The 26,560-nt window shown below is 66.9% G+C and carries 25 protein-coding genes, 1 tRNA gene and 1 other annotated feature; of the genes, 10 read left to right on the forward strand and 16 right to left on the reverse strand.

Annotated elements, in window-relative coordinates; all coding sequences use genetic code 11:
- Positions 1–19: 19 nt before the first annotated feature.
- Positions 20–1,498 (reverse strand): SulP family inorganic anion transporter, encoded by a 1,479-nt coding sequence (locus tag D9601_RS06265; protein WP_198352992.1) that lies wholly within the window; start codon positions 1,496–1,498, stop codon positions 20–22.
- Positions 1,499–1,559: 61 nt separating this feature from the next.
- Positions 1,560–1,615, reverse strand: a sequence feature (sul1 is cis-regulatory element that is thought to sense ions involved in sulfur or methionine metabolism; They are found in Alphaproteobacteria).
- Between the two features lie 180 nt (positions 1,616–1,795).
- Between D9601_RS06265 and D9601_RS06270 the strand changes: the two genes are divergently transcribed.
- The 3 genes from D9601_RS06270 (at position 1,796) to D9601_RS06280 (ending at position 2,801) form a co-directional block, all read left to right on the forward strand.
- Positions 1,796–2,035, forward strand: a complete 240-nt coding sequence (locus D9601_RS06270) for a hypothetical protein (RefSeq protein ID WP_198352993.1) — start codon at positions 1,796–1,798, stop codon at positions 2,033–2,035.
- Positions 2,036–2,246: 211 nt separating this feature from the next.
- Complete coding sequence (locus tag D9601_RS06275; protein ID WP_198352994.1) at positions 2,247–2,384, forward strand: hypothetical protein; 138 nt, start codon at positions 2,247–2,249, stop codon at positions 2,382–2,384.
- Between the two features lie 162 nt (positions 2,385–2,546).
- Positions 2,547–2,801: a hypothetical protein gene (locus D9601_RS06280; RefSeq protein WP_198352995.1), complete on the forward strand. Its 255-nt coding sequence runs from the start codon at positions 2,547–2,549 to the stop codon at positions 2,799–2,801.
- Positions 2,802–2,851: 50 nt separating this feature from the next.
- Here D9601_RS06280 and D9601_RS06285 read toward each other — a convergent pair whose 3' ends face one another.
- Positions 2,852–3,748, reverse strand: coding sequence for an SDR family NAD(P)-dependent oxidoreductase (locus tag D9601_RS06285; RefSeq protein WP_198353418.1), 897 nt, complete (start codon positions 3,746–3,748; stop codon positions 2,852–2,854).
- Between the two features lie 64 nt (positions 3,749–3,812).
- Positions 3,813–4,496, reverse strand: coding sequence for a TetR/AcrR family transcriptional regulator (locus tag D9601_RS06290; protein WP_332837904.1), 684 nt, complete (start codon positions 4,494–4,496; stop codon positions 3,813–3,815).
- A gap of 231 nt (positions 4,497–4,727) precedes the next feature.
- Between D9601_RS06290 and D9601_RS06295 the strand changes: the two genes are divergently transcribed.
- Entirely contained in the window at positions 4,728–5,948 is a 1,221-nt protein-coding gene (locus D9601_RS06295; protein ID WP_232473836.1) for a spinster family MFS transporter, read from the forward strand.
- Positions 5,945–7,570, forward strand: coding sequence for a carboxylesterase/lipase family protein (locus tag D9601_RS06300; RefSeq protein WP_198352997.1), 1,626 nt, complete (start codon positions 5,945–5,947; stop codon positions 7,568–7,570). The genes D9601_RS06295 and D9601_RS06300 overlap by 4 nt, the downstream gene beginning before the upstream one ends.
- 8 nt (positions 7,571–7,578) lie before the next feature.
- Here D9601_RS06300 and D9601_RS06305 read toward each other — a convergent pair whose 3' ends face one another.
- Entirely contained in the window at positions 7,579–9,165 is a 1,587-nt protein-coding gene (locus D9601_RS06305; protein WP_232473837.1) for an AMP-binding protein, read from the reverse strand.
- A 64-nt stretch (positions 9,166–9,229) separates the two neighbouring features.
- Positions 9,230–11,497 (reverse strand): TonB-dependent receptor, encoded by a 2,268-nt coding sequence (locus D9601_RS06310; protein ID WP_198352998.1) that lies wholly within the window; start codon positions 11,495–11,497, stop codon positions 9,230–9,232.
- 101 nt (positions 11,498–11,598) lie between these two features.
- Between D9601_RS06310 and D9601_RS06315 the strand changes: the two genes are divergently transcribed.
- Positions 11,599–12,663, forward strand: coding sequence for a serine hydrolase (locus D9601_RS06315; protein ID WP_232473838.1), 1,065 nt, complete (start codon positions 11,599–11,601; stop codon positions 12,661–12,663).
- 181 nt (positions 12,664–12,844) lie between these two features.
- Here D9601_RS06315 and D9601_RS06320 read toward each other — a convergent pair.
- Together D9601_RS06320 and D9601_RS06325 are read right to left on the reverse strand one after the other, a co-directional pair.
- A tRNA-Gln gene (locus tag D9601_RS06320) sits at positions 12,845–12,919 on the reverse strand.
- 76 nt (positions 12,920–12,995) lie between these two features.
- Positions 12,996–14,096, reverse strand: coding sequence for a branched-chain amino acid aminotransferase (locus D9601_RS06325; RefSeq protein ID WP_232473839.1), 1,101 nt, complete (start codon positions 14,094–14,096; stop codon positions 12,996–12,998).
- Positions 14,097–14,150: 54 nt separating this feature from the next.
- On the opposite strand from D9601_RS06325, the gene D9601_RS06330 reads away from it, so the two are divergent.
- Complete coding sequence (locus tag D9601_RS06330) at positions 14,151–14,642, forward strand: MarR family transcriptional regulator (protein ID WP_198352999.1); 492 nt, start codon at positions 14,151–14,153, stop codon at positions 14,640–14,642.
- Positions 14,643–14,667: 25 nt separating this feature from the next.
- Here D9601_RS06330 and D9601_RS06335 read toward each other — a convergent pair whose 3' ends face one another.
- The 6 genes from D9601_RS06335 to D9601_RS06360 all read right to left on the reverse strand — a co-directional run bounded on the left by D9601_RS06335 (position 14,668) and on the right by D9601_RS06360 (position 20,250).
- Positions 14,668–16,965 (reverse strand): TonB-dependent receptor, encoded by a 2,298-nt coding sequence (locus tag D9601_RS06335; protein WP_198353000.1) that lies wholly within the window; start codon positions 16,963–16,965, stop codon positions 14,668–14,670.
- A gap of 91 nt (positions 16,966–17,056) precedes the next feature.
- Positions 17,057–17,872: a pyrroline-5-carboxylate reductase family protein gene (locus D9601_RS06340; protein ID WP_198353001.1), complete on the reverse strand. Its 816-nt coding sequence runs from the start codon at positions 17,870–17,872 to the stop codon at positions 17,057–17,059.
- Entirely contained in the window at positions 17,869–18,378 is a 510-nt protein-coding gene (locus D9601_RS06345) for a YbjN domain-containing protein (protein WP_443024703.1), read from the reverse strand. Before D9601_RS06345 ends, D9601_RS06340 begins: the two co-directional genes overlap by 4 nt.
- A gap of 98 nt (positions 18,379–18,476) precedes the next feature.
- Entirely contained in the window at positions 18,477–18,752 is a 276-nt protein-coding gene (locus D9601_RS06350) for an accessory factor UbiK family protein (RefSeq protein WP_198353003.1), read from the reverse strand.
- Between the two features lie 32 nt (positions 18,753–18,784).
- A complete protein-coding gene (locus tag D9601_RS06355; protein WP_198353423.1) occupies positions 18,785–19,303 on the reverse strand; it encodes a TspO/MBR family protein in 519 nt (172 codons plus the stop codon).
- A 194-nt stretch (positions 19,304–19,497) separates the two neighbouring features.
- Positions 19,498–20,250 (reverse strand): TlyA family RNA methyltransferase, encoded by a 753-nt coding sequence (locus D9601_RS06360; protein ID WP_198353004.1) that lies wholly within the window; start codon positions 20,248–20,250, stop codon positions 19,498–19,500.
- A gap of 180 nt (positions 20,251–20,430) precedes the next feature.
- Between D9601_RS06360 and D9601_RS06365 the strand changes: the two genes are divergently transcribed.
- Both D9601_RS06365 and D9601_RS06370 read left to right on the forward strand, forming a co-directional pair.
- A complete protein-coding gene (locus tag D9601_RS06365; protein ID WP_198353005.1) occupies positions 20,431–21,102 on the forward strand; it encodes an RBBP9/YdeN family alpha/beta hydrolase in 672 nt (223 codons plus the stop codon).
- Between the two features lie 513 nt (positions 21,103–21,615).
- Complete coding sequence (locus D9601_RS06370; protein WP_198353006.1) at positions 21,616–22,632, forward strand: LLM class flavin-dependent oxidoreductase; 1,017 nt, start codon at positions 21,616–21,618, stop codon at positions 22,630–22,632.
- Between the two features lie 105 nt (positions 22,633–22,737).
- Here the strand turns inward: D9601_RS06370 and D9601_RS06375 are convergent, their stop codons facing one another.
- The 3 genes from D9601_RS06375 to D9601_RS06385 form a co-directional block, all read right to left on the reverse strand.
- Positions 22,738–22,974 carry a hypothetical protein gene (locus D9601_RS06375; RefSeq protein ID WP_198353007.1) on the reverse strand — a complete coding sequence of 79 codons (237 nt, stop codon included), beginning with the start codon at positions 22,972–22,974 and terminating at the stop codon, positions 22,738–22,740.
- A 126-nt stretch (positions 22,975–23,100) separates the two neighbouring features.
- Positions 23,101–23,883 (reverse strand): WalW protein, encoded by a 783-nt coding sequence (locus D9601_RS06380; RefSeq protein WP_232473840.1) that lies wholly within the window; start codon positions 23,881–23,883, stop codon positions 23,101–23,103.
- Positions 23,884–24,104: 221 nt separating this feature from the next.
- On the reverse strand, positions 24,105–25,853 hold the full coding sequence (locus D9601_RS06385; RefSeq protein ID WP_332837907.1) for a HAMP domain-containing sensor histidine kinase: 1,749 nt from the start codon (positions 25,851–25,853) through the stop codon (positions 24,105–24,107).
- 184 nt (positions 25,854–26,037) lie between these two features.
- Between D9601_RS06385 and D9601_RS06390 the strand changes: the two genes are divergently transcribed.
- Positions 26,038–26,505: an Lrp/AsnC family transcriptional regulator gene (locus D9601_RS06390; protein WP_198353008.1), complete on the forward strand. Its 468-nt coding sequence runs from the start codon at positions 26,038–26,040 to the stop codon at positions 26,503–26,505.
- The last annotated feature ends 55 nt before the right edge of the window (positions 26,506–26,560 follow it).

Here is a 26,560-nt window from a genome sequence, read left to right on the forward strand (position 1 = left end):
GACGACGCCACCCGCCCGATCACGCCGGCCTCTCACGCATCAAGGGCGCGTGGCGATCGACCAGTATGGCGCTCGCCGCGTTCAAGCCGACGATCTCGACCGATATGCCGTGGCGCCGCATCGTCGATGCGACCTCCTCGAGCGCGCCGACGGCGGTGATATCCCACAGGTGCGCGTCGGTCAGGTCGATGCGGACGCGCTGCGCCGAGTCGCGCAGGTCGAAATGGTCGGCGAAGATTTCTGCACTGGCGAAGAAGATTTGGCCCGACACGGTGTAGATCCGAGTGTCGCTTGCCGCATCATAATCGATCGTGACCCGCATCATCCGGGTCACCTTGAAGGCGAAGAACACGCCGCTGAGCAGCACGCCGACCGCGACCCCAGCCGACAGATCGTGCGTCCCCACCGTCACTGCGACCGTCGCAAGCATGACCACACCCGACACCTTCGGATGGCGGGCGAGATCGCGCAGCGAATTCCAGGAAAAGGTGCTGATCGACACCATGATCATGATCGCCACCAGCGCCGCCACCGGCACCTGCGCGATCCAGGGGCGAAGCGGCACCATCACGATGAGCAGGAACACGCCGGCGACCAATGTCGACAGCCGGCCCCGGCCGCCATAGCGGACGTTGCCGACGGTCTGGCCGATCATCCCGCAACCGGCGATGCCGCCGAACAGGCCCGCCGCGACATTGGCGAGCCCCAGCCCGGTACATTCCCGCGCCTTCGAACTGGTGGTTTCGGTGAGATCATCGACGACACGTGCCGTCATCATCGATTCCAGCAACCCCACCGCGGCCATCGCCAGCGCATAGGGCGCGACGATCCGCAGCGTCGCGAGATCGAATGGGATCTGCGATAGGTGCAGCGACGGCAGCGAGCTCGGCAGCCGGCCGAGATCACCGACCAGCCGCAACGGCATGGGGATCAGCATGCTGACGACGGTCAGCACCACGACGCAAACCAGCGGCGACGGTATCGCCGCGGTCAGCTTGGGAAGCAGATAGATGATCGCCAGTCCGAGCCCGATCATCGCATAGCTGTGCCAGCTCACGCCGAGCATCTGCGGCACCTGGGCCGAAAAGATCAGGATCGCCAAAGCGTTGACGAAACCGGTGCGCACCGAGCGCGAGACGAACCGCATCAGCACGTCGAGCTTCATCAGGCCGAAGACGATCTGGAACAGCCCGGCGAGGAGCGTGGCCGCCAGAAGATAGGGCAAGCCATGCGCATGGACGAGCGCGGCGGCGACCAGCGCGACGGATCCGGCCGCACCGGAGATCATCGCCGGCCGGCCACCGAAGACGGCGATGACGATGCCGATCACGAAGGAGGCGAACAGGCCGACCTCCGGATCGATGCCCGCGACAACGGAAAAGGCGATCACTTCCGGGATCAGGGCGAACGTCCCGACCATGCCGGCGAGGACGTCACGCCGGGCGGCGCGGGGATCGGCAAACCATTCGGCGCGATAGTGCGAGATTGATAAGGTCATGACAGGGTCCGCAATCACGGCATCCGTGTGCGCTATGGCGTTCGACGATCGGATGCAGATGCGTTGTCCGGCGGATCGGCGGCCGGAATAGCCACCCGGGGTTTCACCGGGTCCAGGCGGTTGCCGTCCGCTAGCGCCGCAATGCCTCCGGCGCAAGCCGTGACGCGACGCGGTCGCGGCTTCGGCGGATCGCGGCTCGGGCCAGATCCATCGCGACGCGGCCTTCGGTCAGGAACGTTGCCGTTTCCCTCGCGTATGTCCCTCGCGCGCCGAATGGGCGGCGCAAAAGGAGGATCCATGACACTCAAGACGCTCTTCGTAGCCGCGGGCATGTTTGCCGCCAGCCTCGGTTTCACCGGCACGGCGGAGGCGCAACGCCATGGGCCGGGCCCCGATCGGTTCCACCACCGCGATGATCGCGGTCCCGATCGCTTCGATCGCCATCGCGGGCCCCGTGGGCGTCATTACGCTTACGGACGTCACGACCGCTGCCGCATCGTCTATCGCCATCATCGTCGCATCCGCGTCTGCCGCTAAGCTTCGTCGCCGCCCGCCGCTAGGTAATGGCGGGCGGCAGTTCCCAGCCAGCTGATGATAGGCGGGTCAAAACAACGCCGATCACCGCACGCACAACACTGCCCATCGCAGGATTGGCGCTTCTAACGACTACGCTCACGCGGCGTAAACCTTTGCAAAGCCATCGCTTGATCGTCACCGCCGCAGTATCGGCATCGCAGAGAGACGAACAATGGCCTTCTACCTCACCATGTCCGCCTTTATCGCCGCGAACCTCCTCGTCATCGGGTTCGAACTGCGGATGGGCCCGCAACGCCATGGCCGGGCGCTGGCCCTCGCCCCCGCCCGAGGCATGGGCGCGCGCCGCTAACCAGGGCGCCGCTTCCACTGCGACATCATAAGTGACGCGGCATAAACCTCGCGCATGGAGGGAATCATGACGTTCTCTCTAGATCACGCCCCTGGCACGCCCGGGCAATAAACCCTGCCGTCACCCCTCCCACGTTCGACCGGGCCGCGCTATGGCGCGACCATGGCGAGGAAGAAGCGCTATCTGACCGCGACCATGGCGGACGGCTATGTGAAGACGATCGGTCCGACCGCCGCGCCCTTCACCCATTATTGGCGGATCGTCGCCTATCTGCAGAACGGCAAGACCGAGGTGTTCTGGGGTCATGCCGTGTCGGCGAAGGAAGCTGCAGGCAAACGGGCGCTGACCGAGCAGGCCGCCCGCAGATACGGCTGGCAGCGCTTCGATTTTGAGGTCGTCGCGCTGACCGAACATTGAGGCGGCGGCCGCGGACCTGCGGGCCGAAGTCCGACGGCCGTGCTGGGCGCTCAGGCCGATAGTCTCGCAACCGGCTCCGCATCGCGCTGCGCAGCAGCGACCTCCCGCTCGGCCTGGAAGAAGCCATAGGGCGGCACGAAGGCGCCAGCGCGTTCGGTGATCGTCGGCCAGTGCCGGACCACCTGAACGTCCGCGTCGGCGTCATGCCCGACATAGGCACCCTGCGTCAGCGTCACCTCGGCCACGGCGAAATGGCCGGCGCCGGCGCACAGGATCGTGCGCGTCAGTGCGTCGTCCCCGACCAGCCGCAACAGTCCCGGCGATACGCGGTCGGGCGCCAGCATGCGCAGGCTTTCCTCATCGAGCACCCCCTCGGTCATCTGCGTCGCGGCCGTCGGAGCGAGGCAATTGACGCGAATGCCGTATTTCTCGCCTTCGATGCTCAGCGTCTGCATCAGACCGACCAGCGCCATCTTGGCGGCGCCGTAGTTCGCCTGGCCGAAATTGCCGTAGAGTCCCGAGGAGGAGGTGGTCATGACGATCCGCCCGTAGCGGCGGCTCCGCATCGGCTCCCACACTGCCTTGGTACAGATCGCGGCCCCCATCAGGTGAACGTCGACCACTGTCCGGAAATCGGCCATCGTCATCTTGGCGAAGCTCTTGTCGCGCAGGATGCCGGCGTTGTTGATCAGAATGTCGACCGATCCCCATCGCGCGAGAGCCGTGTCGACCATGGCGGCAACCGCCTGTTCGTCGGTGACCGACCCGATCGCGGCGATCGCCGTGCCGCCGCCCGCGCGGATCTCGTCCACCACCGCGGCAGCCGCCTGTTCGGACAGGTCGTTGACGACCAGCTGCGCGCCCTTGCTGGCCAGGTAGAGCGCATGGGCGCGCCCCAAGCCGCCGCCCGCTCCGGTCACGATCGCGACCCGCCTGTCCAGTGCCATCATCCTGCTCCTCCATTATTACGTTCACTCTGGTGATAGCGAACATGGTGGCAAGTGCAAGCCGCTAGCGCGATTGCCCCGAACAGATCGCCTGGAACCCAGCGGCCATGAACGTCGCCATCACTTCCTTGACCGCGGCGAAGTCGTCGGACTGGCACAAGCCGCCGGACAATTTGTCGATGCGGCCGGTCCGCGCGAGCGTCAGCATCAGCGCGCCGGTGACGAAATGATAGCCCCAGAAGATCCGGTCCTCCGGACAGTCGGGCATCGCCTGCTTGAGCAAGGCGATGAGCCGCAGCACGACGGGGTCGAAATGCTCGTCCATCAGCTCCGCCCCCCATTCGGGCGTGTTGGCAACCTGCGCGCCGAGCTTGGCGTAATTCTTCCAGCCTTCGCCGCCCTCGATATAAAGGTCGAGGTCGGTGTCGAGGAACGCCCGCAGCGCGCCCTCCACGGTCGGTCGGCCGTTGCTGGCTTCGGCATAGGCGTCGAGCGCCTGCATCCGCCGGTCCGCCGTGACCGCCGCGCGACGCGTAAAGACGGCGTCGAACAGCGCCTTCTTGTCGGTGAAATAATAGTTGAGGAGCGTGTGGTGGACACCGACCTGCTTGGCGACGTCCTTCAACGTGACGCCGTGGAGGCCGTGTTTCGAGAACAGCTCCTCCGCCGCGTCGTAGATCTGCTCCATCGTCTCGGCGCGCTGTTCAGCCTTGCGAGAGCGGCGGGCGGGTTTTTCGGTCTGGCTCACGCCCCTTCCCTCCGGCGTTCACCCGACGGCGTCAAGCAGGCTTCAGCCGACAATTTACTCTCACGCGAGTGAGTGTCCATTGACACTCCGAAGACCCTGCCCCATCCTGCCGGCATAATCCACGCGACATGGCGGGAGAGGAACATGGCACTCGCAGGCAGCGCGGCGACGGGACGGCCGCATGCGTCTTCGACCACGGCGACGCCCCGTCGGCCGGCTATCGTGCTCGCAATGCTCACCTTCGTCTATGTGCTGAACTTCCTCGACCGGCAGCTGCTCGGCATTCTCGCCAAGCCGATCCAGGACAGCCTGCACATCAGCGATGGCCAGCTGGGCCTGATCGGCGGCCTGTACTTCGCGATGTTCTATTGCTTCATCGCCATTCCCGTGAGCTGGTTGGCGGATCGGACCAGCCGGGTCGGCGTCCTGACCTGCGCCTGCGCGATCTGGAGCGCGGCGACGATCGCCTGCGGCATGGCGCGCACTTACCCACAACTCGTCGCGGCGCGGATGGTGGTGGGCTTCGGCGAGGCGGGCGGCGTGCCGCCATCCTACGCCTTGATCACCGACACCTTCGCCCCGGGGCGGCGCGGGGTCGCCTTTGGCATCTACAATCTCGGCCCGCCGATCGGCGCGGCGCTCGGCATCGCGCTCGGCGCCTCGATCGCGGCCGCCTATGACTGGCGCGACGCCTTCGTGGCAATCGGTCTCGCCGGCCTCGTCGCCGCCCTCGCGCTGCCCTGGATCGTCCCGGAGCCGATGCGCGGCGCATCCGATCCGGTCGCCGCCCCCGCCCAGGCCAAGGCGCCGTTCTGGCAGACGCTCGCCACCTTCTTCCGCAGCCCGGTGATGATGCTCGCCGCCCTCGGCAGCGGCGCGACGCAATTCGTCACCTACGGCCTCGGCAATTTCGCGGTGCTCTTCCTGATTCGTGAAAAGGGCATGACCCTGTCGGAGATCGCCATCTGGTATGCCGTCGCGATCGTCGTCGGCATGGGTGGCGGCATGATCGCCTCGGGCCGGATCATCGACCGTTTCTCGAAACGCTCGCGCCGGGTCTTCGCCATCGCCCCGGCGATATCGCTGGCCATCGCCCTGCCCTTCTACGTGGCCTTCGTCTGGGCGCCGGGCTGGCCGCTCGCCTTGGCGCTGCTCACCATCGTGATGTTCTTCAACTATTTCTATCTCTCCTGCTCCGTCACTTTGGTGCAGGAGGAAGCCGCGCCCAACCAGCGCGTGCTGGCCGGCGCGCTCTTGCTGCTGGTGATGAACTTCATCGGGCTCGGGCTCGGGCCCACTTGGGTGGGGGCAGCCAGCGACCGGTTCGCAGCGGCCGGCACGGACAATCCGCTGCAGCTGTCGCTCTACACCCTCGCCCCCTTCTACATCGTCGCCATCGCGCTGTTTCTGGCGCTGGCGCGCACGCTGCGCCGTCGGGAGTTTGCCGCATGAGAACCGTTCTGCTTGCCGCCGCCTTCGCCGCCGCGCCGGCCGCCGCGCAGACCGCGCCCAGCATCGCCGCGCCCGCCGGCACCGTGCGGGGCGTCGCGGACGGCGCGCTCGCCGTGTTCAAGGGCATCCCCTATGCGAAGCCGCCGGTCGGTCCCTTGCGCTGGCGCGCGCCGCAACCGCTGCCGCGCTGGTCGGGCACACGCGACGCCACGCAATTAGGCGCCGCCTGCATGCAGACCCAGGGGCAGAACACCACCATCTATGCCGAGCCGACCATGCCGGTCAGCGAGGATTGCCTGACCTTGAACGTCTGGATGCCGGCCAAGGCAAAACGGGCGCCCGTGATGGTCTGGATTCACGGCGGTGCCCTGGCCGGCGGATCGAGCCGAGAGCCGATGTACGACGGCGCGGCCCTCGCCGCGCGCGGCATCGTCGTCGTGTCGATCAACTATCGGCTCGGCGTGCTCGGTTGGCTGGCCCATCCGGGATTGAGCGCGGAAACGCCCGGTCAGGTATCGGGCAATTACGGCCTGCTCGACCAGATTGCAGCGCTGCAATGGGTGCAGGGCAATATCGCGGCGTTCGGCGGCGACCCGCGCAAGGTCACGATCGCGGGCGAATCGGCAGGCGGACTCAGCGTCCTGTATCTGATGAGCGCACCATCGGCGCATGGTCTGTTCAGCAGGGCGATCGCCGAAAGCGCCTATATGATCTCCATGCCGGCGCTGAAGACCCCTGCGTTCGGCATGCCGGCGGCCGAAGCGGCGGGGTCGGCGCTTGGCGCGGCCCTGCACGCCGCCGACATCACCGCCCTGCGCGCGATGGATGCGCAGACGCTGACCGACAGCGCACCGAAGCTGGGCTTCGCCCCCTTCGGCGTAGTCGACGGCACGCTGCTGCCGGAGCAAATGGTGGCGGCGTTCGATGCCGGCCGGCAGGCTGCGGTCCCCGTGTTGATCGGCTTCAACCAGGGCGAAATCCGTTCATTGCGCATGCTGGCGCCGAAAGCCCCGCAAGGCGCGGCGAGCTACGAGCGCGACATCCGCGCCCGCTACGGCGATCTCGCCGCGCCGTTCCTGCGCCTCTATCCGGCGACGACTTATCCGGAGAGCATCCTCGCCACGACGCGGGACGCGCTGTACGGCTGGACGGCGGAACGGGTGGCGAGGACTCAGTCGGCGCGGGGACAAAGCGCCTATCTCTATCTGTTCGACCACAGCTATCCCGCTGCGGACGATGCCGGCCTGCACGCCTTCCACGCCAGCGAACTGCCCTATGTCTTCGGCACGTTCGACCGAACGCCGCCGCGCTGGCCGCGGGTGCCCGACACCGAGGCGGAACGGTCGCTGTCCTCGGCGATGACCGATTATTGGGCGTCCTTCGTCCGAGACGGCCATCCGACCGCGTCGCGTGCCGCGGCCTGGCCCGCCTATGACCGAACACGCGCCTATATGCATTTCGCCGCCACGCCGACGCCGTCGCGCGACCTGATGCCCGGCATGTTCGCGCTCAACGAGCAGGTCGTCTGCCGCCGCCGCGCCGCCGCCACGGTACCGTGGAACTGGAACGTCGGCCTTTACGCGCCGCTGTCGCCGCTGCCGCCGGTCAAGGGCTGCGACTGACCGGCGCGTCAGCCATGCTCCGCGCGCAGCCGCATCTTGTCGATCTTGCCCGTCAGCGCGAGCGGCATGGCCGCAACGCGGATGATCGCATCGGGCAGCCACCAGCTCGCGATACGCCCGCGCAACGCGTCGATCAGCGCGTCGTCCGACAGCGTCGCCCCCTGGCGCGGTTCGACCACCAGCACCGGGCGCTCGCCCCATTTGGGATGGGCCCGCCCGACCACGGCGACCAATGCGACATCGGGTAGCGCACCGACGATCGCCTCGATCTCGCCGGGGTTGATCCATTCGCCGCCCGACTTGATCAAATCTTTGGCGCGACCGGTGATGCTGAGATTGCCGTCGGCGTCGATCCGCGCGAGGTCGCCGGTGTCGAACCAGCCGTCGGCATCGGTCGCCGGCTCGATATGGTCGAAATAGCGTTCGACCGCACTCGCCCCGCGCACCCACAACCGTCCTTCGCCGTCGCGCTGCTCGGCCAGCGGCCGTCCCGCCTCGTCGGTCAGGCGCAGATCGACCCCCATCGGCGGGCGCCCCGACTTGGCCGAGACCCGGCACGGCACGTTCGCGGGCGTGACGGTGCCGACCGGGGACAATTCGGTCATGCCCCAGCTGGTCTGCACGACGCAGCCGAGCCGCTGTTCGAGCCGGTCCATCAGCGCTTGCGGCACCGGCGATCCGCCGAGCAGGATGCGCTGTAGCGATGGGGTCGTACCGCCCGTCTGCTCGAGGTGATCGACCAGCCCCAGCCACACGGTCGCGACCCCCGCCGCCACCGTGACGCCCTCCTCGTCGATCAGCCGCGCTAGGCTGGCGCCGTCCTGATGGCGGCCCGGCAAGACCAGCTTGGCGCCAGCGGCGGGCCCGGCGAAGGCGAAGCCCCAGCCGTTGGCATGGAACATCGGCACCGCGACCAGCACCGCGTCGCGCGCCGTCACGCCGATCACGTCGGCCGACAGCATGTGCAGCGTATGCAGATAGTTGGATCGATGCGTGTAAGTCACGCCCTTGGGCCGACCCGTGGTGCCGGAGGTGAAGCACAGGCCGGCGGGCGCGTGCTCGTCGAACCCGCCCCAAGCGGCCACCGCGCCGTGCTGCGCAAGCAGCTCGTCGCAATCCCAGATGTGCGCGCGCGTCGTCACCGGCCGATCCGCCGGCGCCCCGCCTTCGTCGAGCAGGATTACGTGCGCAATGGACGGGCATCGTGCGAGCAGATCCTCGACCAGCGGGGCAAGACCGGGGCTGACCGCCAGCACCCGGTCCTGCGCCTGGTCGATCATCGCGGCCAGATGCGCCGGCGCCAGACGCGGGTTGAGCGTGTGGCAGACCACGCCCATCCCCATCGCGCCATACCAGATTTCCATATGCGCCTGGCTGTTCCAGGCGAGCGTCGCCAGATGATCGCCGCGCGCCAGGCCCAGCGCGATCAGCGCACCCGACAGCCGATTGGCGCGATCGCGCAATGCGGCATATCCGATGCGCTGGCTGTCGCCCTGGCCGCCGGTCACGATCTCGGTGTCGCCATGCCATTTGGCGGCGTGGTCGATGAACTTGTCGAGGGTCAGTGCATAAGGTTGCATCGATCCGGGGAGCATGACGAGACTTTCGGGAAGGATGCTTGGAACGGGCGGGACGCGCGGACGCGCCCGCCCGGTGATCTTAGAATTTGGTGCTGACGCGCAGCCCATATTGCCGAGGCGGCGCCGCCAGCCGACGGATGCCGTTGAGCGAGCCGATATAATGCTGGTCGGTCAGATTGGTGCTGAACGCCGCGATCGACCAGGTGCCGTTGTCGAGCGTCGCCTGCGCATTCACGATGTTGCGGGCCTTCAGATAATCGCCGAGCTCGGCCGCCTGGAACAGCGTGCCCCAGACTGCCGAGATGTGGGCATAATCGACCCGAGGGGTCAGCGTAAGGCCTTCGGCGACGGGGATGGCATATTGCGCACCGGCGCTCAGCGTGAATTGCGGCGCATAGGGTTGGCGCCGGCCGCCGAGATTGATGCAGCCTGCGGCATTGGCGGGGCCGTTGATCGGATCGCAGACTCCGGTCGTGCCCTTGCGCGGATCTCGCGCAAAGAACTGCCCCAGCTCCGAATTGGAGATCGATGTCGAGACATCCATCAGGACATTGCCGAATGATCCCTGCGCCGACGCCTCCACGCCATAGAGCTTGGTGACGTTCGGCACGTTGAAGATCGAGGTGAAATTGGGCGTGGCCGGATCGACGATCAGCACCTGGAACTTGCGATAGACGTTGTAATAGCCACCCAGCTGCGTGCGGAGATGACCGTTGAGCAGCGTCCCCTTCCAACCCAGTTCATAGTCGGTGACCTTTTCGGGCACGAAGCCGCGCGGCGTCGTGCCGAATAGATTGGCACCGTTGAGCCCGCCTGCCTTGGTGCCGGTCGCGACAAAGGCGTAGAGGAAATGATCCGGGTTGATCGTCCAGTTCAGCGACAATTTGCCGTCGACGTTGCTGTTGGCGGCAAAGTCATGCTGGACCAACGTCGTCTTGAACGTCGGCAGCGCGCCCAGGAACAGTTCGATCGGATAATTGACGTCGTTGCGCGAAGTGGTGCGCGACCAGCGCCCGCCGAGCGTGACCTGGAGGGCATCGGTAAGCTTGTAGCCGACCTGCGCAAAGGCGGCGAGCGCGGTATGCGGATTGGTCCCCTCGATCCGCAGGGATCGGACCACCCCGGTCGGCGACAAGGAGACATAGCCGTTGCCGACGGGGAATTCGTATTTGTCGTACTGCCAGAAGCCGCCGACCAGCCAGGTGAAGCGGCCGGTGTCCGGCGAGATGATGTTGACCTCTTGCGACCAGACGTGCTCGTTGGCGAAATCCTGAAACGTGTCATTGCGGGCAGCGGTGCCGTCGGCGTCGATCGTCTCCTGCAGCGTACCCTTCTGGAACGCGCTGATCGATCGGATCATCAGGCCGCTGTCGAACGTGTAGCTGAGGTTGGCGGAGATACGGCCGAATTCGTCCTGGCCGGACAGATAGGCGTTGCTGCTGATCGTGAAGGGATCGCTGGTGTTGAGCGTCGGCGCATTGGCGGTGCCGAAATAGGCCGGGCTGTTCGGATAGCCGCCGACGTTGATGTGGTTGTAGTCGCCCTTGACCAGCAGCTTGAGATGGCTGTCCGGCTGCCACAGCAGGCTCGCCCGGCCGCTTACCGAATTGAGGTTGCCGGGATTGCCGGTCCAGGGACCGGTGATGGTGAAGAAGCTGTCGCGCTTTTCCAGGTTCGTCGCCAGCCGGATGGCGAGCGTGTCGCTCAGCGGCAGGTTGATCGCGCCCTGCGCCTTGACCTGATTGTAATTGCCGATCTGCGCCGTGGCGAAGCCCTTGACTGAATCGAACGTGGGGTTGGTCTCGGTGATGAACACCGCACCGCCGGTCGCATTGCCGCCGGCGAACGTTCCCTGCGGTCCGCGCAGCACCTCGACCGACTGGATGTCATAATAGGGCTCGCCCTGGAAATAGCCGGGGAAGACCGGCACGCCGTCGCGATAGGTGACGACGCCGACGCCCACCGAGCTCGAGATTTCCGATTTGCCGATGCCGCGGATGTTGAAGCTGTTCGCCTGACCGGAGGTGTTGACGGTCAGCGACGGCGTCGAGAATTGCAATTGCTCGACCGTGTTGACGCTCTTCCTGACCAGATCCTCGCCGGTCAGGACCGAGGCGGCGACTGCGGTGCGTTGCAGGCTGGTCGAACGGCGTTCGGCCGTGACGACGATGTCGCTGGTATCCACCGCACCCGGCGCGACCTGCGGCGAGGCGGCGTCGGTGGGATTCTGCGACGATTGCGATCCCTCCCCCGTCGTCTCCGACGCATGGTCGCGCGCGGTCTGGGCGAAGGAGGCGGTCGGCATCGCCATCGCGATCACCGAAACTGTCAGCAGCAACGAGCGCATCGAAACTTCCTCTCTAAGGGCCGCGCTCTCCGGCGCGTGACGACGATGTTGGCATCCTTGCGACGAGGCTGTCAATCTCATTCACATGTGAGTGAGTATAATTGTGCGGCCGGACTTCGGAGGGAAAGGTTCGGGCGGCCGCTCGCTCGTCAGAAGATCGCCAGTCGCCGCCGATCTGCCGCCACGGGCTGTCGATACGGCGCTCGGCTCGTCGATTTTTCGCGATCAGGTGCGTGGGAGAGGCCGGTGTCCTGCGCTATGATCTTTCTTGTAGCCAGTTCTCGAAGAACCACCCACAAGAGCAACCGATGCGCCTGCCCTTCTGCCCTCGCCTGCTTCTGTGCTGCCTGGCCGCCGCGACACTGGCCCCGGCCCCCGCGATGGCGAGTTCCCCCGAACTGATCGGGCTCGAACGCGCATTGGCGTCCCTGGTATCGGGCCATCCCAGCGATTACGGCATCGCGGCGCTCGACCTACGCGACGGCTCGGCCGTCTCGCTGAATGGCGACATCGCCTATCCGATGGCGAGCACGGTCAAGCTCGCGATCGCCGGCGTCTACCTCGCCGATGTCGATCATGGCCGCCGCCGCCTGACCGACATGGTCGCCGGACGGTCTGCATCCACGCTGCTCGAAGCGATGATCATCCACAGCGACAATCGCGCCGCCGACCTGCTCCTCGCCACGGTGGGTGGCCCGGCGGCGGTCCAGCAATGGCTGTCCGCCAATGGCATCGCCGGCATTCGCGTCGACCGCAGTATCGCGCAGTTGCTGCGCGAGCGCGGCCATCTGCTCGACAGCAAGGACGTGGCCACGCCCAACGCCATGGTGTCCCTGCTGTACAAGCTCAACAACGGATCGCTGCTCACCGCCGACAGCCGCGCCTTGCTGTTTGGTTTGATGGGCCGATGCGCGACCGGCACACGCCGGATCCGGGCGCTGCTGCCCGCAGGCACGCGGGTCGAGGACAAGACCGGCACGCTCGACGGCATCACCAACGACGTCGGCTTCATCACCATGCCCGATGGTCGCCGGCTCGCCGTGGCGGTCTTTGCCAGGGGCGGCCGCGATCGCCAACTCGGCATCGCCCAGGTGGCGCGGGCGATCTACGACCGCTTCGCCGATGCCGAGCGCAACGCCCTGACGCTGTTCATGCACCTCAAATAGCGTAAGGGCCGAGCTGATCGCGATGCGGTCCAAGTTTGGCCTCGATCCGGACCCTGCGCAGATGCGAGCCGGTCTCCCCCGAAAGAATTTGGGTGCAGCATGGTCGCGCCAGCGCTGACGTTCGTGCCGCGAGCGCCGCAACAGGTCTCACACATCGCGGACTATGATGGTGTTCGGAGACTGGCTGGGGCGGCAGGATTCGAACCTGCGTATGACGGTACCAAAAACCGTTGCCTTACCGCTTGGCGACGCCCCAGCAAGAAGGGCGGCCTTATAGCCGCCGCGGCGGCGTTGGGAAGCCCCGCCGACCACCGTTTTTCGCGCGCCGCGCCTCAGCCGAGGCGCTGCAACCAGCCGTGCGGTTCGGCGATCCGGCCGCGCTGGATCGCGGTCAGCGAATCCAGCATGCGCTGGGTGAGCTGGCCGGTGCCGCCCGAGCCGATCGTGAAACGCCCTTCCGGGCTCGCCACGGTGCCGATCGGCGTCACCACCGCCGCGGTACCGCAGGCAAAGGCCTCGGTCAGCCGGCCGCTCGCCGCATCCGTGCGCCATTGGTCGAGGCTGTACAGCTCCTCGCGCACGGTGATGCCCTGATCGCGGGCGATGCGGATGATCGAATCGCGCGTGATGCCGGGCAGGATCGTGCCGGTCAGCGGCGGGGTGACCAGGCTGCCATCGTCGAACACGAAGAAGATGTTCATGCCGCCCAATTCCTCGATCCAGCGGCGCTCGACCGCGTCGAGGAAGACGACTTGGTCGCAGCCCTGGCGGATCGCCTCGGACTGGGCGGCGAGGCTGGCGGCATAATTGCCGCCGCATTTCGCGGCACCGGTGCCGCCGGGGGCGGCGCGGCTATACTCCTGGCTGACCCAGATGGAGACCGCGCGCGCGCCGCCCTTCCAATAGGCACCGACCGAGGAGGCGATCACCATGTAGATATATTCGGCCGACGGCTTGACGCCGAGGAACGCCTCGCTGGCGATCATGAACGGCCGGAGGTAGAGCGCGCCGCCGTCGATCGACGGTATCCAGTCGCGCTCGGTGGCGACCAGCCGGCGGCAGCTTTCCAGAAACAGCGCGTCGGGCAGTTCGGGCATTGCCAGCCGCCGCGCCGAATCACGGAAGCGCCGGGCATTGGCATCGGCGCGGAACAGCGCGATGTCGCCGTCGTCGAGGCGATAGGCCTTCAGCCCCTCGAAGATCTCCTGGGCATAATGGAGAACCGCGGTCGACGGGTCGACGGTCAGCGGAGCGCGGGCGGTGATCTGCGCGTCGTGCCAGCCTTTGCCCTCGGTAAAGCGGATCAGTGCCATATGATCGGTGAAGACGCGGCCGAAGCCGGGATCGACGAGCCGCGCCGCCCGCTCATTGGCCGCGACCGGGGTCTGGCTGGGATCGAAACGAAAGGCGGGAAGATCGGCTGTCATCATCATCCTTCAGGCTTTCGGGGTTGCAGTCGGGTAGGAGCGGTGGCTAAACCGGTCAACATGGCTGCCACAGCTCTCTCCTCCGCCCCCGCCCAATTCCTCCGCGAGTCCGAACTCCGCCGCGGGATGGAACTGCTCTATTTCGGTCACAGTCACCTTACCCGCTCCGTCGATCAGGGCCTCGCCGCGCAAGGTCTGGGCCGGGCCCACCACCGTGCGCTCTACTTCATCGCCCGCAAGCCCGACCTGACGGTCAGCGAGTTGCTGGCGCTGCTGGCGATCACCAAACAATCGCTTGGCCGCGTACTCAACGAGCTCAACGACCGCAAGCTGGTCGAGGCTCGCCCCGGCGAGCGCGACCGGCGCCAGCGGCTGCTGCGATTGACCGCGGAAGGCGTGCGGATGGAGGCGGAACTGTTCGAGGCGGTGCGCACGCGCATGTCCGCGGCCTACCAGTCGGCCGGCCAGGATGCCGTGTCGGGCTATTGGGCGGTGCTCGAGGGCATGATCCCCGACGCCGAGCGCGCCCATATCGAGGCCTTGCGCAACTGACCGGCTGCCGGGCTGCCGGCCGACGCTACAGATGAAGCTCCCATCCGGCGCCGAAGGTCTGTGGGTCGCCGAGCAGCGCGCGCTGCACGCCATAGGCTTGATATTGGACGTAGCGCGCATCGAGCAGATTCTGCGCGAAAGCGAAGGCCGTCCATCCCCCCGTATCATAGCCGAGCCGGGCGTTGACCACGGTCCGGCCCGGCACGCGTGACCGTCCCTGTTGGGCGCCGATGTCGGTGAACACCGGCCCGCGGTAATTACCGTTGACATTGGCGCGCCAGCGACCGGCATGGCCATCGATCCCACCGGCCAGCGTCAGGGGCGCCGCATAGGGAAATTGGCTCCCCGCCAATTCGACCTGGCTGGTCGAGCCCGTCGGCAGGGTGAAGGAATCGTAGCGGGTATGCACCGTGCCCGCGGTCCCATAGGCATCGAAGTGGCGGTCGATCCGAGCCTGCACCTCCAGCTCGCCGCCATAGAGGTGTGACGCGGCCGCATTGACCGTGTTATAGTCATAGGCATTGCGTCCGAAATAGGCGACCACTTGCTGCTGGCGCCAATCGACGTAGAAGACATTGGCGTTGAGCGACAGCCGCCCTCCCCACCAGTGGGAGCGCAAGGACGCTTCATAATTCCAGCTATATTCCGGCTCATAGGGCACGAGCGTGGCCCGCGCCGGATTCTGTGACGAGCCTCCCGACCGATAGGCCCGCTGGACGGTGAAAGCGGTCGAGAGATCGGGCGACCACGCCATGCTGACGCCGACCTTCGGCAGGAAGGCGTCGAAGCGGCGCGCCCGGCTTGCCGGAGCGGCCGCCGCATCGGCTACGATCGCCAGCACGCCGCGGTTGATCGCACCCACCGCCACATAGACTGGCGTGCCGGGCGTGGCGAAGGCCGACGGATCGGGCAACTGCCCGGTGAAGGCGGTATCGGTCTGCGCCCCGTAGCGATTTTCCTCGTGGTCGTAGCGCAGACCGGCGAGCAGCGACAGGCGATCGGTCAGGCGCAATCGCAGGTCGCCAAACAGTGCCGCATTGCGCACCCGCTCGGGCTGGTCCGCGGTGTAATGAAGCGGGATCCACGGCAACGCGCGGGCATAAGCCGTGGCGAGCTGGCTGGCCGTGGTAACCGGAAACCCTCCGGCCCGCAGCAGGCCGGCGATCGTGCCGACCGGTGTCGGCACCGCCACGCGGCTGTCGGCGACGAGGCCGCCGGCGCGGCTATAGGCCCAGGCGCCGAGCACGCCGCTCAGCCGCGGCCCGTCGATGTTGAGCCGCAATTCCTCCGTCCAGGTCCGGAAGCTGTTGTCGTTCAAGAACACCAGGCGGTCGGTCGGCGTACCGTCACCGTCGGCGACGATGATCGCCGTGGTTCGGTTGAACGAGGTGGTGCTGCTCAGGTGCAGCCCGGTGCCAATTGGATAGCCGATCGTCAGACCGGCGATGTCGCTGCTGACATAGCCGCGATCCGGTTGATTGCCGCGGACGTGGCGATCGGCGAAATAGTTTGGCTGGTCGACGTCGACATACTGGAACATATAGCCGCCGTCCCGCCGCACCCGGTTCGCCGTCGCCTGGACGTCCAGCCCCGGCAGCGCGGCGGGGGTCCAGTGCAGCTTGGCGCGCAGGTTGAGCGAGCGCAGCGCGTCGGCAAAATCGTCGATGGTCAGGTTGCGGACGATGCCGCGATCGGCACGCCGCTCCGCCGACAGGCGCAGGCCCAGTTCATCGCGGATCAGCGGTCCGCCGGCGGCCACCGACAGCGTCCGTGCCGTATGATCGGTCCACAGGACGCGCGCGTCGGCGCTGGTCTGGGTGGTCGAGGCGTCGCGTGTCGTCAGGATGATCGCCCCCGCCAGCGCGTTGAGCCCCTGGATGGTCGACTGTGGCCCGCGCAGGATTTCGACCTGGGCCGTGTCCCACAAATCAGTCGGGCCGCCGAACAGCGCCTGCGCCGGGATCGGCGCGCCGTCGACATAGACGGTCGTCGTGTCGGCCGCGCCCCCGGCGCCGATGCCGCGATTGCTGATTCCGCGGATCGAAAAGCCGGACGCGCCCCAGGTCTGCCCCACATTGGCGGTACGGTCGTAGATATCCTGGATCTGCAGGAGGTTCTCCTGCCGGATTCGATCGGGGGTGGTGATCGCCACGCTCGTCGGCGTGTCCTGCACGCGACGGTTCGACTTCTCGCCGATGACGACGATATCGTCGGACGATGTGGCGTCCCGCGGCGACGGTTGCTGATCCTGCGCCACGGCCGGCTTCGGCATGGCGATGGCCACGGCAGCGCTGGCGAGCAGCAGGCGGAAAATAGGTGTCATCGCGTCCCCCCCTGGATCGGAGGGGCGGACTAATATCGACGCTATTGCGATTCAATATCAAACTACTGGGCTATTGAGACGGGCCGATAATCTAGCCGCGTGCCGCGGCCGCCATCTCGCGATTGCGCTTCGCCGAGGCCGCCAGCGTCTCGATCAGCAGGCCGACCAGCCCATCGGGACGATCGAGGACGTTGAGCCCTTCGCGGGTCGAGCCGCCGGGGCTGGCGACCCGGTCGGCCAGGACGTGTGGCGTGTCGGACGAGGCCGCCGCCATTGCCGCCGAGCCGGCCAGCGTCGCGATCGTCAGCCGGGCCGCCTGTTCCTGCGGCAGGCCGAGCGCGGTACCCGCCTGCGTCAGCGCATCGGCGAAGCGGAACACGAAGCCGGGACCGCAGCCGGCGAGCGCAGTGACGTCGTCGAATCGCGCTTCGTCGTCGATCCATTCGGCATGGCCGAGCGTCGCCATCAGCGCCTGCACATCGGATCGCGCCGCCGGATCGGCGGCCGAACTGTACAGCGCGACGACGCCTTGCCGGATCGCCACGGGAAGATTGGGCATCGCGCGGACGACGTTGGCCGCGGGGCACATCGCGGCCAGCGTCGCCTCCTCGACCCCGGCGAGGATCGAGACGAGGATGCGGGGGCGATGCGCCGTCAGCGGACCGCCGCGAAATCCGCCGATCTGCTGCGGCTTGAAGCCGAGCATGATCAGGTCGAACGGCGCACCTTCCCCGGCAGCGGGGACCACCGGCACGACCTGGACGCCGTCTGGCATCGGCCGGCCGCTCGGGCTGACGACGGTGACCTGCGCCGGGTCCAGCCCGGCCGCGATCCAGCCGCGCAGCATCGCCCCGCCCATATTGCCCGCGCCGACGAGCAGCATCCGGCCCTGCGGCAGCGCGCTCATGCCTCGCCCTGCGTCTCGATCAGCGCGGCGGCCAGCGCTTCCTTCGGCGTCTTGCCGCCCCACAGCACGAATTGGAACACGGGGTAGAAGCGCTCGCACTCCTCGATCGCCGATTCGACCAGCAGTTCGGTCGCGCCCAGCGACATGGTGCCCGCATCTTCGCCGTCGATCATCGCCGCATGGCGGTAGAGCAGCACGCCCGACGATGACCACAATTCGAAATGGCCGATCCACAATTGCTCGTTGACCAAACCGATCGCCTCATAGACCGCGCCGCGGCGATCGTCGGTGACCTTGATGTCGGGGAAGGCGAGGAACTGCAGCACGCTGTCGTCCTCGCGCCAGAGCGCGCGCAGCTCGTAGGTCGTCCAGCTTCCCTTGACCGTCGCGACGATCTCATCGTCGTGCCGCTCATTGTCCCAGCCATGCGCGGCGTAATAGGCCTCCAGCATGTCGATGGGGGCGGCGGCATCCTGGTCGTGGTCGGGGTGATCGAGCATGGCCATGCGTCCTTATCGCACGGTCACGCTGCCGCGGCAAAATCGCCGCGGCAACCCACCCCGGCCGGGGTGCGGACAAGGTCGGGGATAAAGCTGTGGAAAAGTCAGGCGGTCGGCAGCGGATCGGCCGATGCGCCCCCCTGCTTAACCTCGAGCGCATCCAGCCGGGCGCGCAGCGCGTCGGCCTCGTCGCGTGCCGCCACCGCCATCGCCTTGACGGCGTCGAATTCGTCGCGGCTGACGAAGTCCAGCCCGCCGATCCATTCGCGGGCGCGCGAGCGGGCGCTCGATTCCGCCTCGCGGCCGACCCCCGCCAGCGTGCCGGCGGCGCCGTTCACGAACTTGACGAAATCATCGAACAGGCGGTTTTCGGTCTGCATGCTGGGTCTTTCCGGTACGGGTCGTCGTGTCGTCAGAGCATCTGGGACGTATGCGCCGCAGGCACAAGGGTTTCCGCGTCCGGGTTGAGCTGCCCGATCCGCCAGGTCAGCACGCCGGCAAAGCTGATCCAGACCAAATACGGCACCAGCAGCCACGCCGCGACCACCCGGATTCGGGAAAAGGCAATTGTCGTCGCAACGCCCAGGATCAGCATCCCGACGATGACGATCAGCGCAAGGTGCACCTTGTGCATGCCGAAGAACAGCGGCGTCCAGGCGAGGTTGAGCAGGAACTGCGCCGCGAACAGCCCGATCGCGACGCCGCGCCCGCGCGCGCCGCGCGCATGGAGGATCATCGCCAGAGAAAGGCCGAGCAGCACGTAGAGCGTCGTCCAGGCAACGGGAAAGACCCAGCCGGGCGGTGTCACCTCCGGCTTGCGCAACGCTTCGTACCAGGCATTCTCCGCCCCGGCGGGCACCGACCGGCCCGAGGCGAAGCCGAGCAGCAGGATCAGCGGCACGCTCACGGCCGCCCAGCGCAGAAACGACATGCGCAACTGACCCTTGGAAGCGACGACGCTCACCCGATACTCCTTGTCCCCTGTGCCGGACGGCACAGCCGATTGGATGTGTGCCGGACGGCACAGCCGATTGGTTGGTGCCGACGGACCCCGACCGCACGATGCCGAATGGCACAGATCGCGCTCTGCCCCGCCCCGCAGCCTTCGTAAAGCGTCCGGTTCGATTATCGTTCCGATTGCGGTCCGAAACGGGATGCCGCGACCAGAAATTCCACATTGCCCTCCGGTCCCGTGATCGGACTGGGGGTGACGCCGGCCACCGTCCAGCCGGCCCCGGTCAGCCATGACACGACGGCGTCGCAGACGCGGGCATGCACCGCCGGGTCGCGCACCACCCCGCCCTTGCCGACCTCGTCACGCCCCGCCTCGAACTGCGGCTTGATCAGCGCCAGCAACCTCGCCACCGTCGCCGCAAACTGCATCGGGCGTTCCAGCACCTTTGCGAGGCCGATGAAGCTGGCGTCGCAGACGATCAGATCGACCGGCTCCGGGATGTGATCGGCGGTCAGAATGCGGGCGCTGGTCTGTTCGTGGACGATGACGCGCGGGTCCTGCCGCAGCTTCCAGGCGAGCTGATTGGTGCCGCTGTCGATCGCATAGACACGCGCCGCGCCGCGGCTCAGCAGCACGTCGGTGAAGCCGCCGGTCGACGATCCGACGTCGATCGCCACCGCGCCGGCGACGTCCCAGCCGAAATGGTCGAGGCCATGGGCGAGCTTGATGCCGCCGCGCGACACCCAGGGGTGATCGCGACCACGCAGTTCGATTGCCGCATCCTCCGGCAGCGTCTGACCGGGCTTGTCGACCTTGCGCGTGCCGGCGAACACCAGCCCGGCCATGATCAGCGCCTGGGCGCGCGACCGCGATTCGGCGAGGCCGCGATCGACAAGCATCTGGTCCACGCGGGTCTTCGCCATGCCGTGCGCATAGCGGCATCATCGTCGCCGATCCACCCGCCGCATGCCGCCATCGCTTCGGCGCAGTCGCTATTGCCCATCGGAATAGTGGGTATAACTTTCGGTCTTGGGGGGCGTGCCGAACGAAGCCGCTCCTGCACGGTATGCGTTCGTCACGCCCTTCCTTGAGGGAGATGCAAGATGACGGGTTTCGCGATGTTCGAATCGGCCGGTCCGACGATCCTGACCGTGCCTGGCCTGGGTGGCTCCGGCCCCTCGCACTGGCAAAGCCTGTGGGAAGAGGCGCGGCCGGACACGGTGCGTGTCGAACTCGGCATGTGGAACACGCCGCATCGCAACGCCTGGGTGACCAAGCTCGACCAGGCGATCCGCGCCGCGGAGGCGCCGGTGATCCTGGCCGCGCACAGCCTCGGCTGCCTGGCGGTGGCGTGGTGGGCGGAACTGAGCCCCCAGCCTTATGGCTGGCCGGTCGCCGGGGCATTGCTGGTCGCGCCGGCGGATGTCGACCGCTCCGACGCGCCGGCCGCGCTGAAGGGCTTCGCCCCCTCGCCCCGGACGCCCTTGCCCTTTCCCTCGATCCTCGTCGCCTCCCGCGACGATCCGTGGATCACGATCGATCGCGCGCACAGCCTTGCCGCCAATTGGGGCAGCCATTTCATCGATGCGGGCGCGCAGGGGCATCTTAATGCCGCCAGCGGCCTCGGCTGGTGGCAGGAGGGGCAGGAATTGCTCGGTCGCGTCATCGCCGCGAGCAGCGACGGGCGCGGCCATGTCCGCTCGCCGGGCGACGCGCGCTCGATCCTGGCGATCAACGCCACCGACGCCGCGCACGCGCATTATCTGGGGCGTTGATCGTCGCAGAAAGCGCCTTGATTCGACAGGATTAAGCCCTGCGGCAAGTTCGCCTCCTCGTGGTTCGGCGGGATGCGTGCGGCTGAGCTTTTCCCACTGCGGGCGTTGAACGCCGTGCTCTTTTCACGGGTCGTGCGACATGGAAGTTTACCCCGCCACCCCGCCGAAGCCGGGGTGGCGGCATCAATGGCGTCCCTGACAAGGAAAAGCAGCAAAGCACTACCTTCGCGCCAATCTTCTGTTTATTACTCCGAAACAAATTCGGGGATGCCTTCCCTAACTAGAAAATCACTACATTAACCAAGTAAAGCGTTGACAGATTGAGGTTTGCATCACCTTGTCGTCGCTGCCAAGCAGCGCATCCCGGTCGCTGCCCACCTCCCCAGACAGACGACCGCCCAGCGAAACGCTGGGTTTACCACCGCGCCACTGCTTTCTCGTAGCTGCAAGCCTACATCGCTCCTCAACCAACGCGAGCGATGGCACGCGCTTCGCATGGAGCTATGCGAGAAGATGAAGAAGATTGGCTTTCTGTCGTTCGGCCATTGGTCCGATACCCCGCATTCGGCGACCCGCTCCGCGCAGGACGTCCTGCTGCAGTCGATCGACCTGGCCGTGGCGGCCGAGGAGCTCGGCGCCGATGGCGCCTATTTCCGCGTCCATCATTTCGCCCAGCAACTCGCCTCGCCCTTCCCGCTGCTCGCCGCGGTCGGCGCCAAGACACAGCGGATCGAGATCGGCACCGGCGTGATCGACATGCGCTACGAAAACCCCTTCTACATGGCGGAGGATGCGGGCGCGGCCGACCTGATCAGCAACGGACGGCTGCAGCTGGGGATCAGCCGGGGCTCGCCCGAACAAGTGATCGAAGGCTGGCGCTACTTCGGCTATGCGCCGGCGGATGGCGAGAGCGACGCCGATATGGGTCGGCGCCATGCCGAAGTGTTCTTGCAGCTGCTTGCCGGCAAGGGCTTCGCACGGCCCAATCCGCGCCCGATGTTTCCCAATCCTCCGGGGCTGTTGCGGCTGGAGCCGCACGCACCCGGACTGAACGAGCGGATCTGGTGGGGATCGGCGTCCAACGCCACGGCGGTCTGGGCGGCACAGCAGGGCATGAACCTGCAAAGCTCGACCCTGAAGGCCGACGAGACGGGCGAACCGTTCCACGTCCAGCAGGCCAAGCAGATCCGCGCCTATCGTGAGGCCTGGGCCGCCGCCGGTCATGCGCGAACGCCACGCGTTTCCGTCTCGCGCTCGATCTTCGCGATCGTCGATGACCGCGATCGCGCCTACTTCGGCCGCGAGCAGGGCGGCGATCAGATCGGCGTGATCGACTCGATGCGGGCCGTGTTCGGCCGGTCCTATGCAGCGGAACCCGACACGCTGATCGAGCAGCTCCGTGCCGACGAGGCGATCGCGGAAGCGGACACGCTACTGCTCACCGTCCCCAATCAATTGGGCGTGGCGTACAACACCCATGTTATTGAAAGCATCCTGCGCCACGTTGCACCGGCGCTGGGCTGGCGGTGAACCGAGCACCGATTGCAGGTACAACAAGGGGGGCCGCAGCCCCCCTTGCGCGATCAACGATGGCGTCGCGGTGCGTCTTGGGAACCCCGCTATGCCGCAGCGATCTTAGTTGCTGCTGCTGTTGTCGTCAGCGATGATCACGATGCCCGCGACAACCGCCGCAGCGGCGATCACGGCCACGATCAGGCCGCCGCCTGCCAGCTCGTTCTTCTTTGCCGAGGCCGAACCGGTGCGGACCGACTTGGCGACCGACAGGCTCGCGGCCGGGTTTGCCGGAGCGGCGGCAGCCGGAGCCACTGCGAGAGCGGCCACCGCGACCGCCATCAAAGCCTTCGAAACCATAAAACTCCCCTTCACTGGTGAGGCTTTCCCATGCCAGACTATTGCCGCATCGCAAAATGATTCTTTGCACTATACTGTCGAACGAAGCTTTCGCCCGACGACTCAAGATAGAAATTGAAGATATTTCTAGATGTTGTCCACGGCGTGGAGGATTTCGTCGAGCGACGCCGGAGCATAGCCGAACCGGTCCAGTTGTTCGAACATCCGGCTCCACCAGCGCCAGAAAATCGCCAGATCCGCCGAATCACGGACATAGGGGGTATGGCCGGGGGACAGCGAAGGCGAATGGAAGGAGAAAGTGAGCAGACGCAGATCGTCACGCTCCGCCGCCACCTCGACCGCCTCTAGCGCAGCTTCAATCGGCATATCCTCCGGGGTCAGTGCGACCCGTTGCAGAAGGCCCGCGCGCGCCACCACGCCGCGTACCGGAGGTAGGCGACCCGTCAGGGGAAATAAGGATCCGCCGTGCCGGCGCCATGCGCCCGTGAACACCGTGGTGAGCGGCAGTTCGAGCAAATTTCCCGTCCGGAACGCGGCATTGCCGATTTGCGAGAAGTCCGGCCCGAGGTCGGCGGTATAGTCGTACCGCGCACGCATCGAACTGTCGATGCGATAGCCCCGCTCCGCCAGCAATTTGATCGTTGCGGGACCGAGACCATAACGTCCGGCACGATAGACGAGCGGCCGACGTCCGAAGGCCTGCTCGAGCCGCCCGGTCAGCGCGTCGAGCTTCGCCGCCTCGTTCGCAATGGGCAGGTTGCCCGCATAGCTGTCACCTGGCGATGCGGGAAAGTAGGGCGGATTGACCCAGGCGTGAAGTTGAGCGCCGAGCGTGTTTCGCGGTTCTTCGAGCACCTCACGAAGGATGTCGCACGCAGCGGGGTCCTCCGTTACCGGATAGTCGACCATGAAGGCCAGGCCGATGCCGCAGTCGCGAAAGCGCCGGCAAGCCTCGGGAAGCGCGCCAATTGCCGTGACGGCGCGATGGTCGCGACTGAGCGGTGCGGTCCAGTCAAACTCCTCCTCGACATCGACGAAGACCGTGTAGCGCCGGCCGAAATCGGCGGGCCAGTCGACGATCGCGTCCGGTGAGGGTGGCAACGGACAGAAAGGCGGCACCGGCGTGACGATCAGGCCGGCGCGCCGACGAGGGCAGGAACGGCGGCGGGGAGGCGCAAGGTGAGCAAATGCTTGCCGACCGACAGGCCGCCGCCAAGTTCGCGTGCGAGATCGCGGGCGAGCCGCAGCCCGAAGGAGGCGCCGAGCAAAGGCCCGTCGCTTCCACCGTCGTGGTCACCAAGGCTGAGCAGCGAATCGTCGTCAATGATTGCAGCGAGTGCCGCCGGACGCGCGAAGCAGATCGCGACCTCGCCGTCGTCAGCCGGCGCTTCGGCGATGTCGATCCGCTCACCCGGTGCTGCCGCGCCGGCGAGAGCGGCCAACATGCGCGACAGCAGCCGCTCGACGGCCCGGCTGTCCGTCAATGCGGCGTGACCGCCCATCGGGTGGAGGTCGAAGGCGGTGTTGTGAGCGTCGGCAAATGCGGAGAGGTCGCGCGCGACACGCGCGAGCAGGGGTTCGATCGGGACCGGTTCGGGGTGCAGTTCCAACGCCTCGCCCTCGATCCGTGCGGCGGTATCGAGATCTTCGATCGCGCCGATCAGCCGGGCGGCCTGCGCCTGGATGGTCAACGCATGGCCGCGATAGGCGTCGGAAACGGGACCCAGCAATTGCGATTCGATCAGCTCGGCAAAGCCCGCGATCGCATTGGTCGGCGTGCGGAGTTCATGGACGAGCTGCCGGAGGAGTTCCGAACCACGCCGGCGCTCGGCGCCCTCGTTCAGATCGCCGCCTGCCGGCCGCTGCGTGGTGCAGAGATAGCCGGTAAACCGGCCAGACTTGTCGAACAGGGGCAGGCCAGCGACCTGCCACCCGCCGGCGAGCTCCGACCGGCCGGCGATATCCAGCCGCGCGCCCGAGAACCGCCGTCGGCGCAGGAAGGCGTCGACGATCGCGGTATCGACCGTCACCGACCCCTGCCGCATCGCCACCGCCAGCGATACGCCGATCAGCGCCCCGCGCGCCCCGCCATCGATGGCGACGACCAGCCCCTGCGCGTCGGTCTCGAACCGGAAGGCGTCCAGCTCCGCGGCCGGTTCGGCGATCGGCGCCTCGTCGCGCTGACGCTGAAAGGCATCGATGCGCGCGACGACATCGGCGATGCGGAAGCCGCCGTGCGGGGCCGGGCTGAGATCGGGGGCGGACGGCTCCGTCGCCGGTGCCGGGGCCGGCGATCTTGCCGGCACTGCGTCGCGAAACGCGTCCATATTGATGACGGATGGTGCCGGACGCACGTCCTGTTCGGACGCATCACCCTGAGGCTGCACCGTGTCGGGCAGGGGCTCAGCCTCTGCCGCTGGCTGGCTTTCCGTCGCGGTGGCCGTCGTTTCTGCGGCGGGGAGGACGAAATCCACCGCCTCATAGGCGGCGAGCCCATCGATCACCTCGCGCGGCAGATCGCGACGGTGACGAAGCAGCGCGCGCCCTTCTGGATTGAGCTTCGGCAACAAATCGAGCCACGCGCTCGCGTCGAGCCGTGCGGTGCGCAGCACCGGCGCGGCGACGGCGAGGCCGTCCTCGGCAAACAAGGCGACCAGCGGCGCCGGCGGCATCGCGAAGGCCAGTGCTCGGCCGCTGGCGGCGCGGATCTCGACCGGTACGATTTCGCGAAGCGCGCGCAGACGCGTCAGGGCGGCTTCATCCGGCGCGGCGCGGCCGCGACCGATCAGGTCGACGAGTTGCCGCCACGCCGAACGCGCGCCGAACCCACTCTCCATATCGGCGGAGAGCACGGTCTTGAGGCTGTCATCGAAACGCACGCACGGCTCCTGCGCCCCGTCCGTCGGGACGCGTCATTCGTCCTGTCCTAGCGAAGCGGAATCGCCGCGCAAGCAGCGATTTGCCGCCCGTCGCAATGTGGGACAATTGCGTTGCACCGCAATTTTCTTATGTCTAAGGGGAGCCGTCGTCGTCGTTCGGCGAGTTTTGGGAGAGTTGCGCGCAATGTCCTTCGATCGGATCGATCGGCAGATCCTTGCCCATCTACAAGCAGATGGCCGGATGACCAATGTCGAACTCGCCGAGCGCGTCGGTCTGACCGCCCCTCCCTGCCTGCGCCGGGTTCGCGCATTGGAAGAAGCGGGCGTGATCCGCGGCTATCACGCCGATCTCGACCCGGCCAGCCTGGGCTTCCCGATCACCGTGTTCGCGATGGTGTCGCTGCGCAGCCAGGCGGAGCACGACCTCGCCGCCTTCGAAGCGCATGTCGCGGGCATTCCCGAGATTCGCGAATGCCATATGCTCAACGGCGAGATCGACTTCATTCTCAAGATCGTCGCCGCCGATCTGAAGAGCTTCCAGGAAATCCTGACCACGCATCTGACTCCGGCACCGAATGTCGCGAGCGTGAAGACGTCGCTGACGATCCGGACCGCGAAGGCGGTGTCGGGAATTCCCGTCTCCGCGGACTGAGCCGGGTTCCTGCGGACGCAGGGGCCCAGAGCCGCGATCGACAGCGCCTGACCAT

It is taken from the genome of Sphingomonas sp. MA1305, from assembly GCF_016107325.1.
GTDB lineage: Bacteria > Pseudomonadota > Alphaproteobacteria > Sphingomonadales > Sphingomonadaceae > Sphingomonas.

What these genes read in the sequence shown, in the direction of transcription:
- D9601_RS06300 (WP_198352997.1), top strand. Translation starts at nt 5,945, where the DNA reads ATGAGAACCGTTCTGCTTGCCGCCGCCTTCGCCGCCGCGCCGGCCGCC.
- D9601_RS06390 (WP_198353008.1), top strand. Translation starts at nt 26,038, where the DNA reads ATGTCCTTCGATCGGATCGATCGGCAGATCCTTGCCCATCTACAAGCA.
- D9601_RS06375 (WP_198353007.1), bottom strand. Translation starts at nt 22,974, where the DNA reads ATGGTTTCGAAGGCTTTGATGGCGGTCGCGGTGGCCGCTCTCGCAGTG.
- D9601_RS06285 (WP_198353418.1), bottom strand. Translation starts at nt 3,748, where the DNA reads ATGGCACTGGACAGGCGGGTCGCGATCGTGACCGGAGCGGGCGGCGGC.
- D9601_RS06265 (WP_198352992.1), bottom strand. Translation starts at nt 1,498, where the DNA reads ATGACCTTATCAATCTCGCACTATCGCGCCGAATGGTTTGCCGATCCC.
- D9601_RS06310 (WP_198352998.1), bottom strand. Translation starts at nt 11,497, where the DNA reads ATGCGCTCGTTGCTGCTGACAGTTTCGGTGATCGCGATGGCGATGCCG.
- D9601_RS06360 (WP_198353004.1), bottom strand. Translation starts at nt 20,250, where the DNA reads ATGGCGAAGACCCGCGTGGACCAGATGCTTGTCGATCGCGGCCTCGCC.
- D9601_RS06270 (WP_198352993.1), top strand. Translation starts at nt 1,796, where the DNA reads ATGACACTCAAGACGCTCTTCGTAGCCGCGGGCATGTTTGCCGCCAGC.
- D9601_RS06275 (WP_198352994.1), top strand. Translation starts at nt 2,247, where the DNA reads ATGGCCTTCTACCTCACCATGTCCGCCTTTATCGCCGCGAACCTCCTC.
- D9601_RS06365 (WP_198353005.1), top strand. Translation starts at nt 20,431, where the DNA reads ATGACGGGTTTCGCGATGTTCGAATCGGCCGGTCCGACGATCCTGACC.
- D9601_RS06305 (WP_232473837.1), bottom strand. Translation starts at nt 9,165, where the DNA reads ATGCTCCCCGGATCGATGCAACCTTATGCACTGACCCTCGACAAGTTC.
- D9601_RS06280 (WP_198352995.1), top strand. Translation starts at nt 2,547, where the DNA reads ATGGCGAGGAAGAAGCGCTATCTGACCGCGACCATGGCGGACGGCTAT.
- D9601_RS06340 (WP_198353001.1), bottom strand. Translation starts at nt 17,872, where the DNA reads ATGAGCGCGCTGCCGCAGGGCCGGATGCTGCTCGTCGGCGCGGGCAAT.
- D9601_RS06295 (WP_232473836.1), top strand. Translation starts at nt 4,728, where the DNA reads ATGCTCACCTTCGTCTATGTGCTGAACTTCCTCGACCGGCAGCTGCTC.
- D9601_RS06355 (WP_198353423.1), bottom strand. Translation starts at nt 19,303, where the DNA reads ATGTCGTTTCTGCGCTGGGCGGCCGTGAGCGTGCCGCTGATCCTGCTG.
- D9601_RS06330 (WP_198352999.1), top strand. Translation starts at nt 14,151, where the DNA reads ATGGCTGCCACAGCTCTCTCCTCCGCCCCCGCCCAATTCCTCCGCGAG.
- D9601_RS06370 (WP_198353006.1), top strand. Translation starts at nt 21,616, where the DNA reads ATGAAGAAGATTGGCTTTCTGTCGTTCGGCCATTGGTCCGATACCCCG.
- D9601_RS06350 (WP_198353003.1), bottom strand. Translation starts at nt 18,752, where the DNA reads ATGCAGACCGAAAACCGCCTGTTCGATGATTTCGTCAAGTTCGTGAAC.
- D9601_RS06325 (WP_232473839.1), bottom strand. Translation starts at nt 14,096, where the DNA reads ATGATGATGACAGCCGATCTTCCCGCCTTTCGTTTCGATCCCAGCCAG.
- D9601_RS06335 (WP_198353000.1), bottom strand. Translation starts at nt 16,965, where the DNA reads ATGACACCTATTTTCCGCCTGCTGCTCGCCAGCGCTGCCGTGGCCATC.
- D9601_RS06345 (WP_443024703.1), bottom strand. Translation starts at nt 18,378, where the DNA reads ATGGCCATGCTCGATCACCCCGACCACGACCAGGATGCCGCCGCCCCC.
- D9601_RS06380 (WP_232473840.1), bottom strand. Translation starts at nt 23,883, where the DNA reads ATGGTCGACTATCCGGTAACGGAGGACCCCGCTGCGTGCGACATCCTT.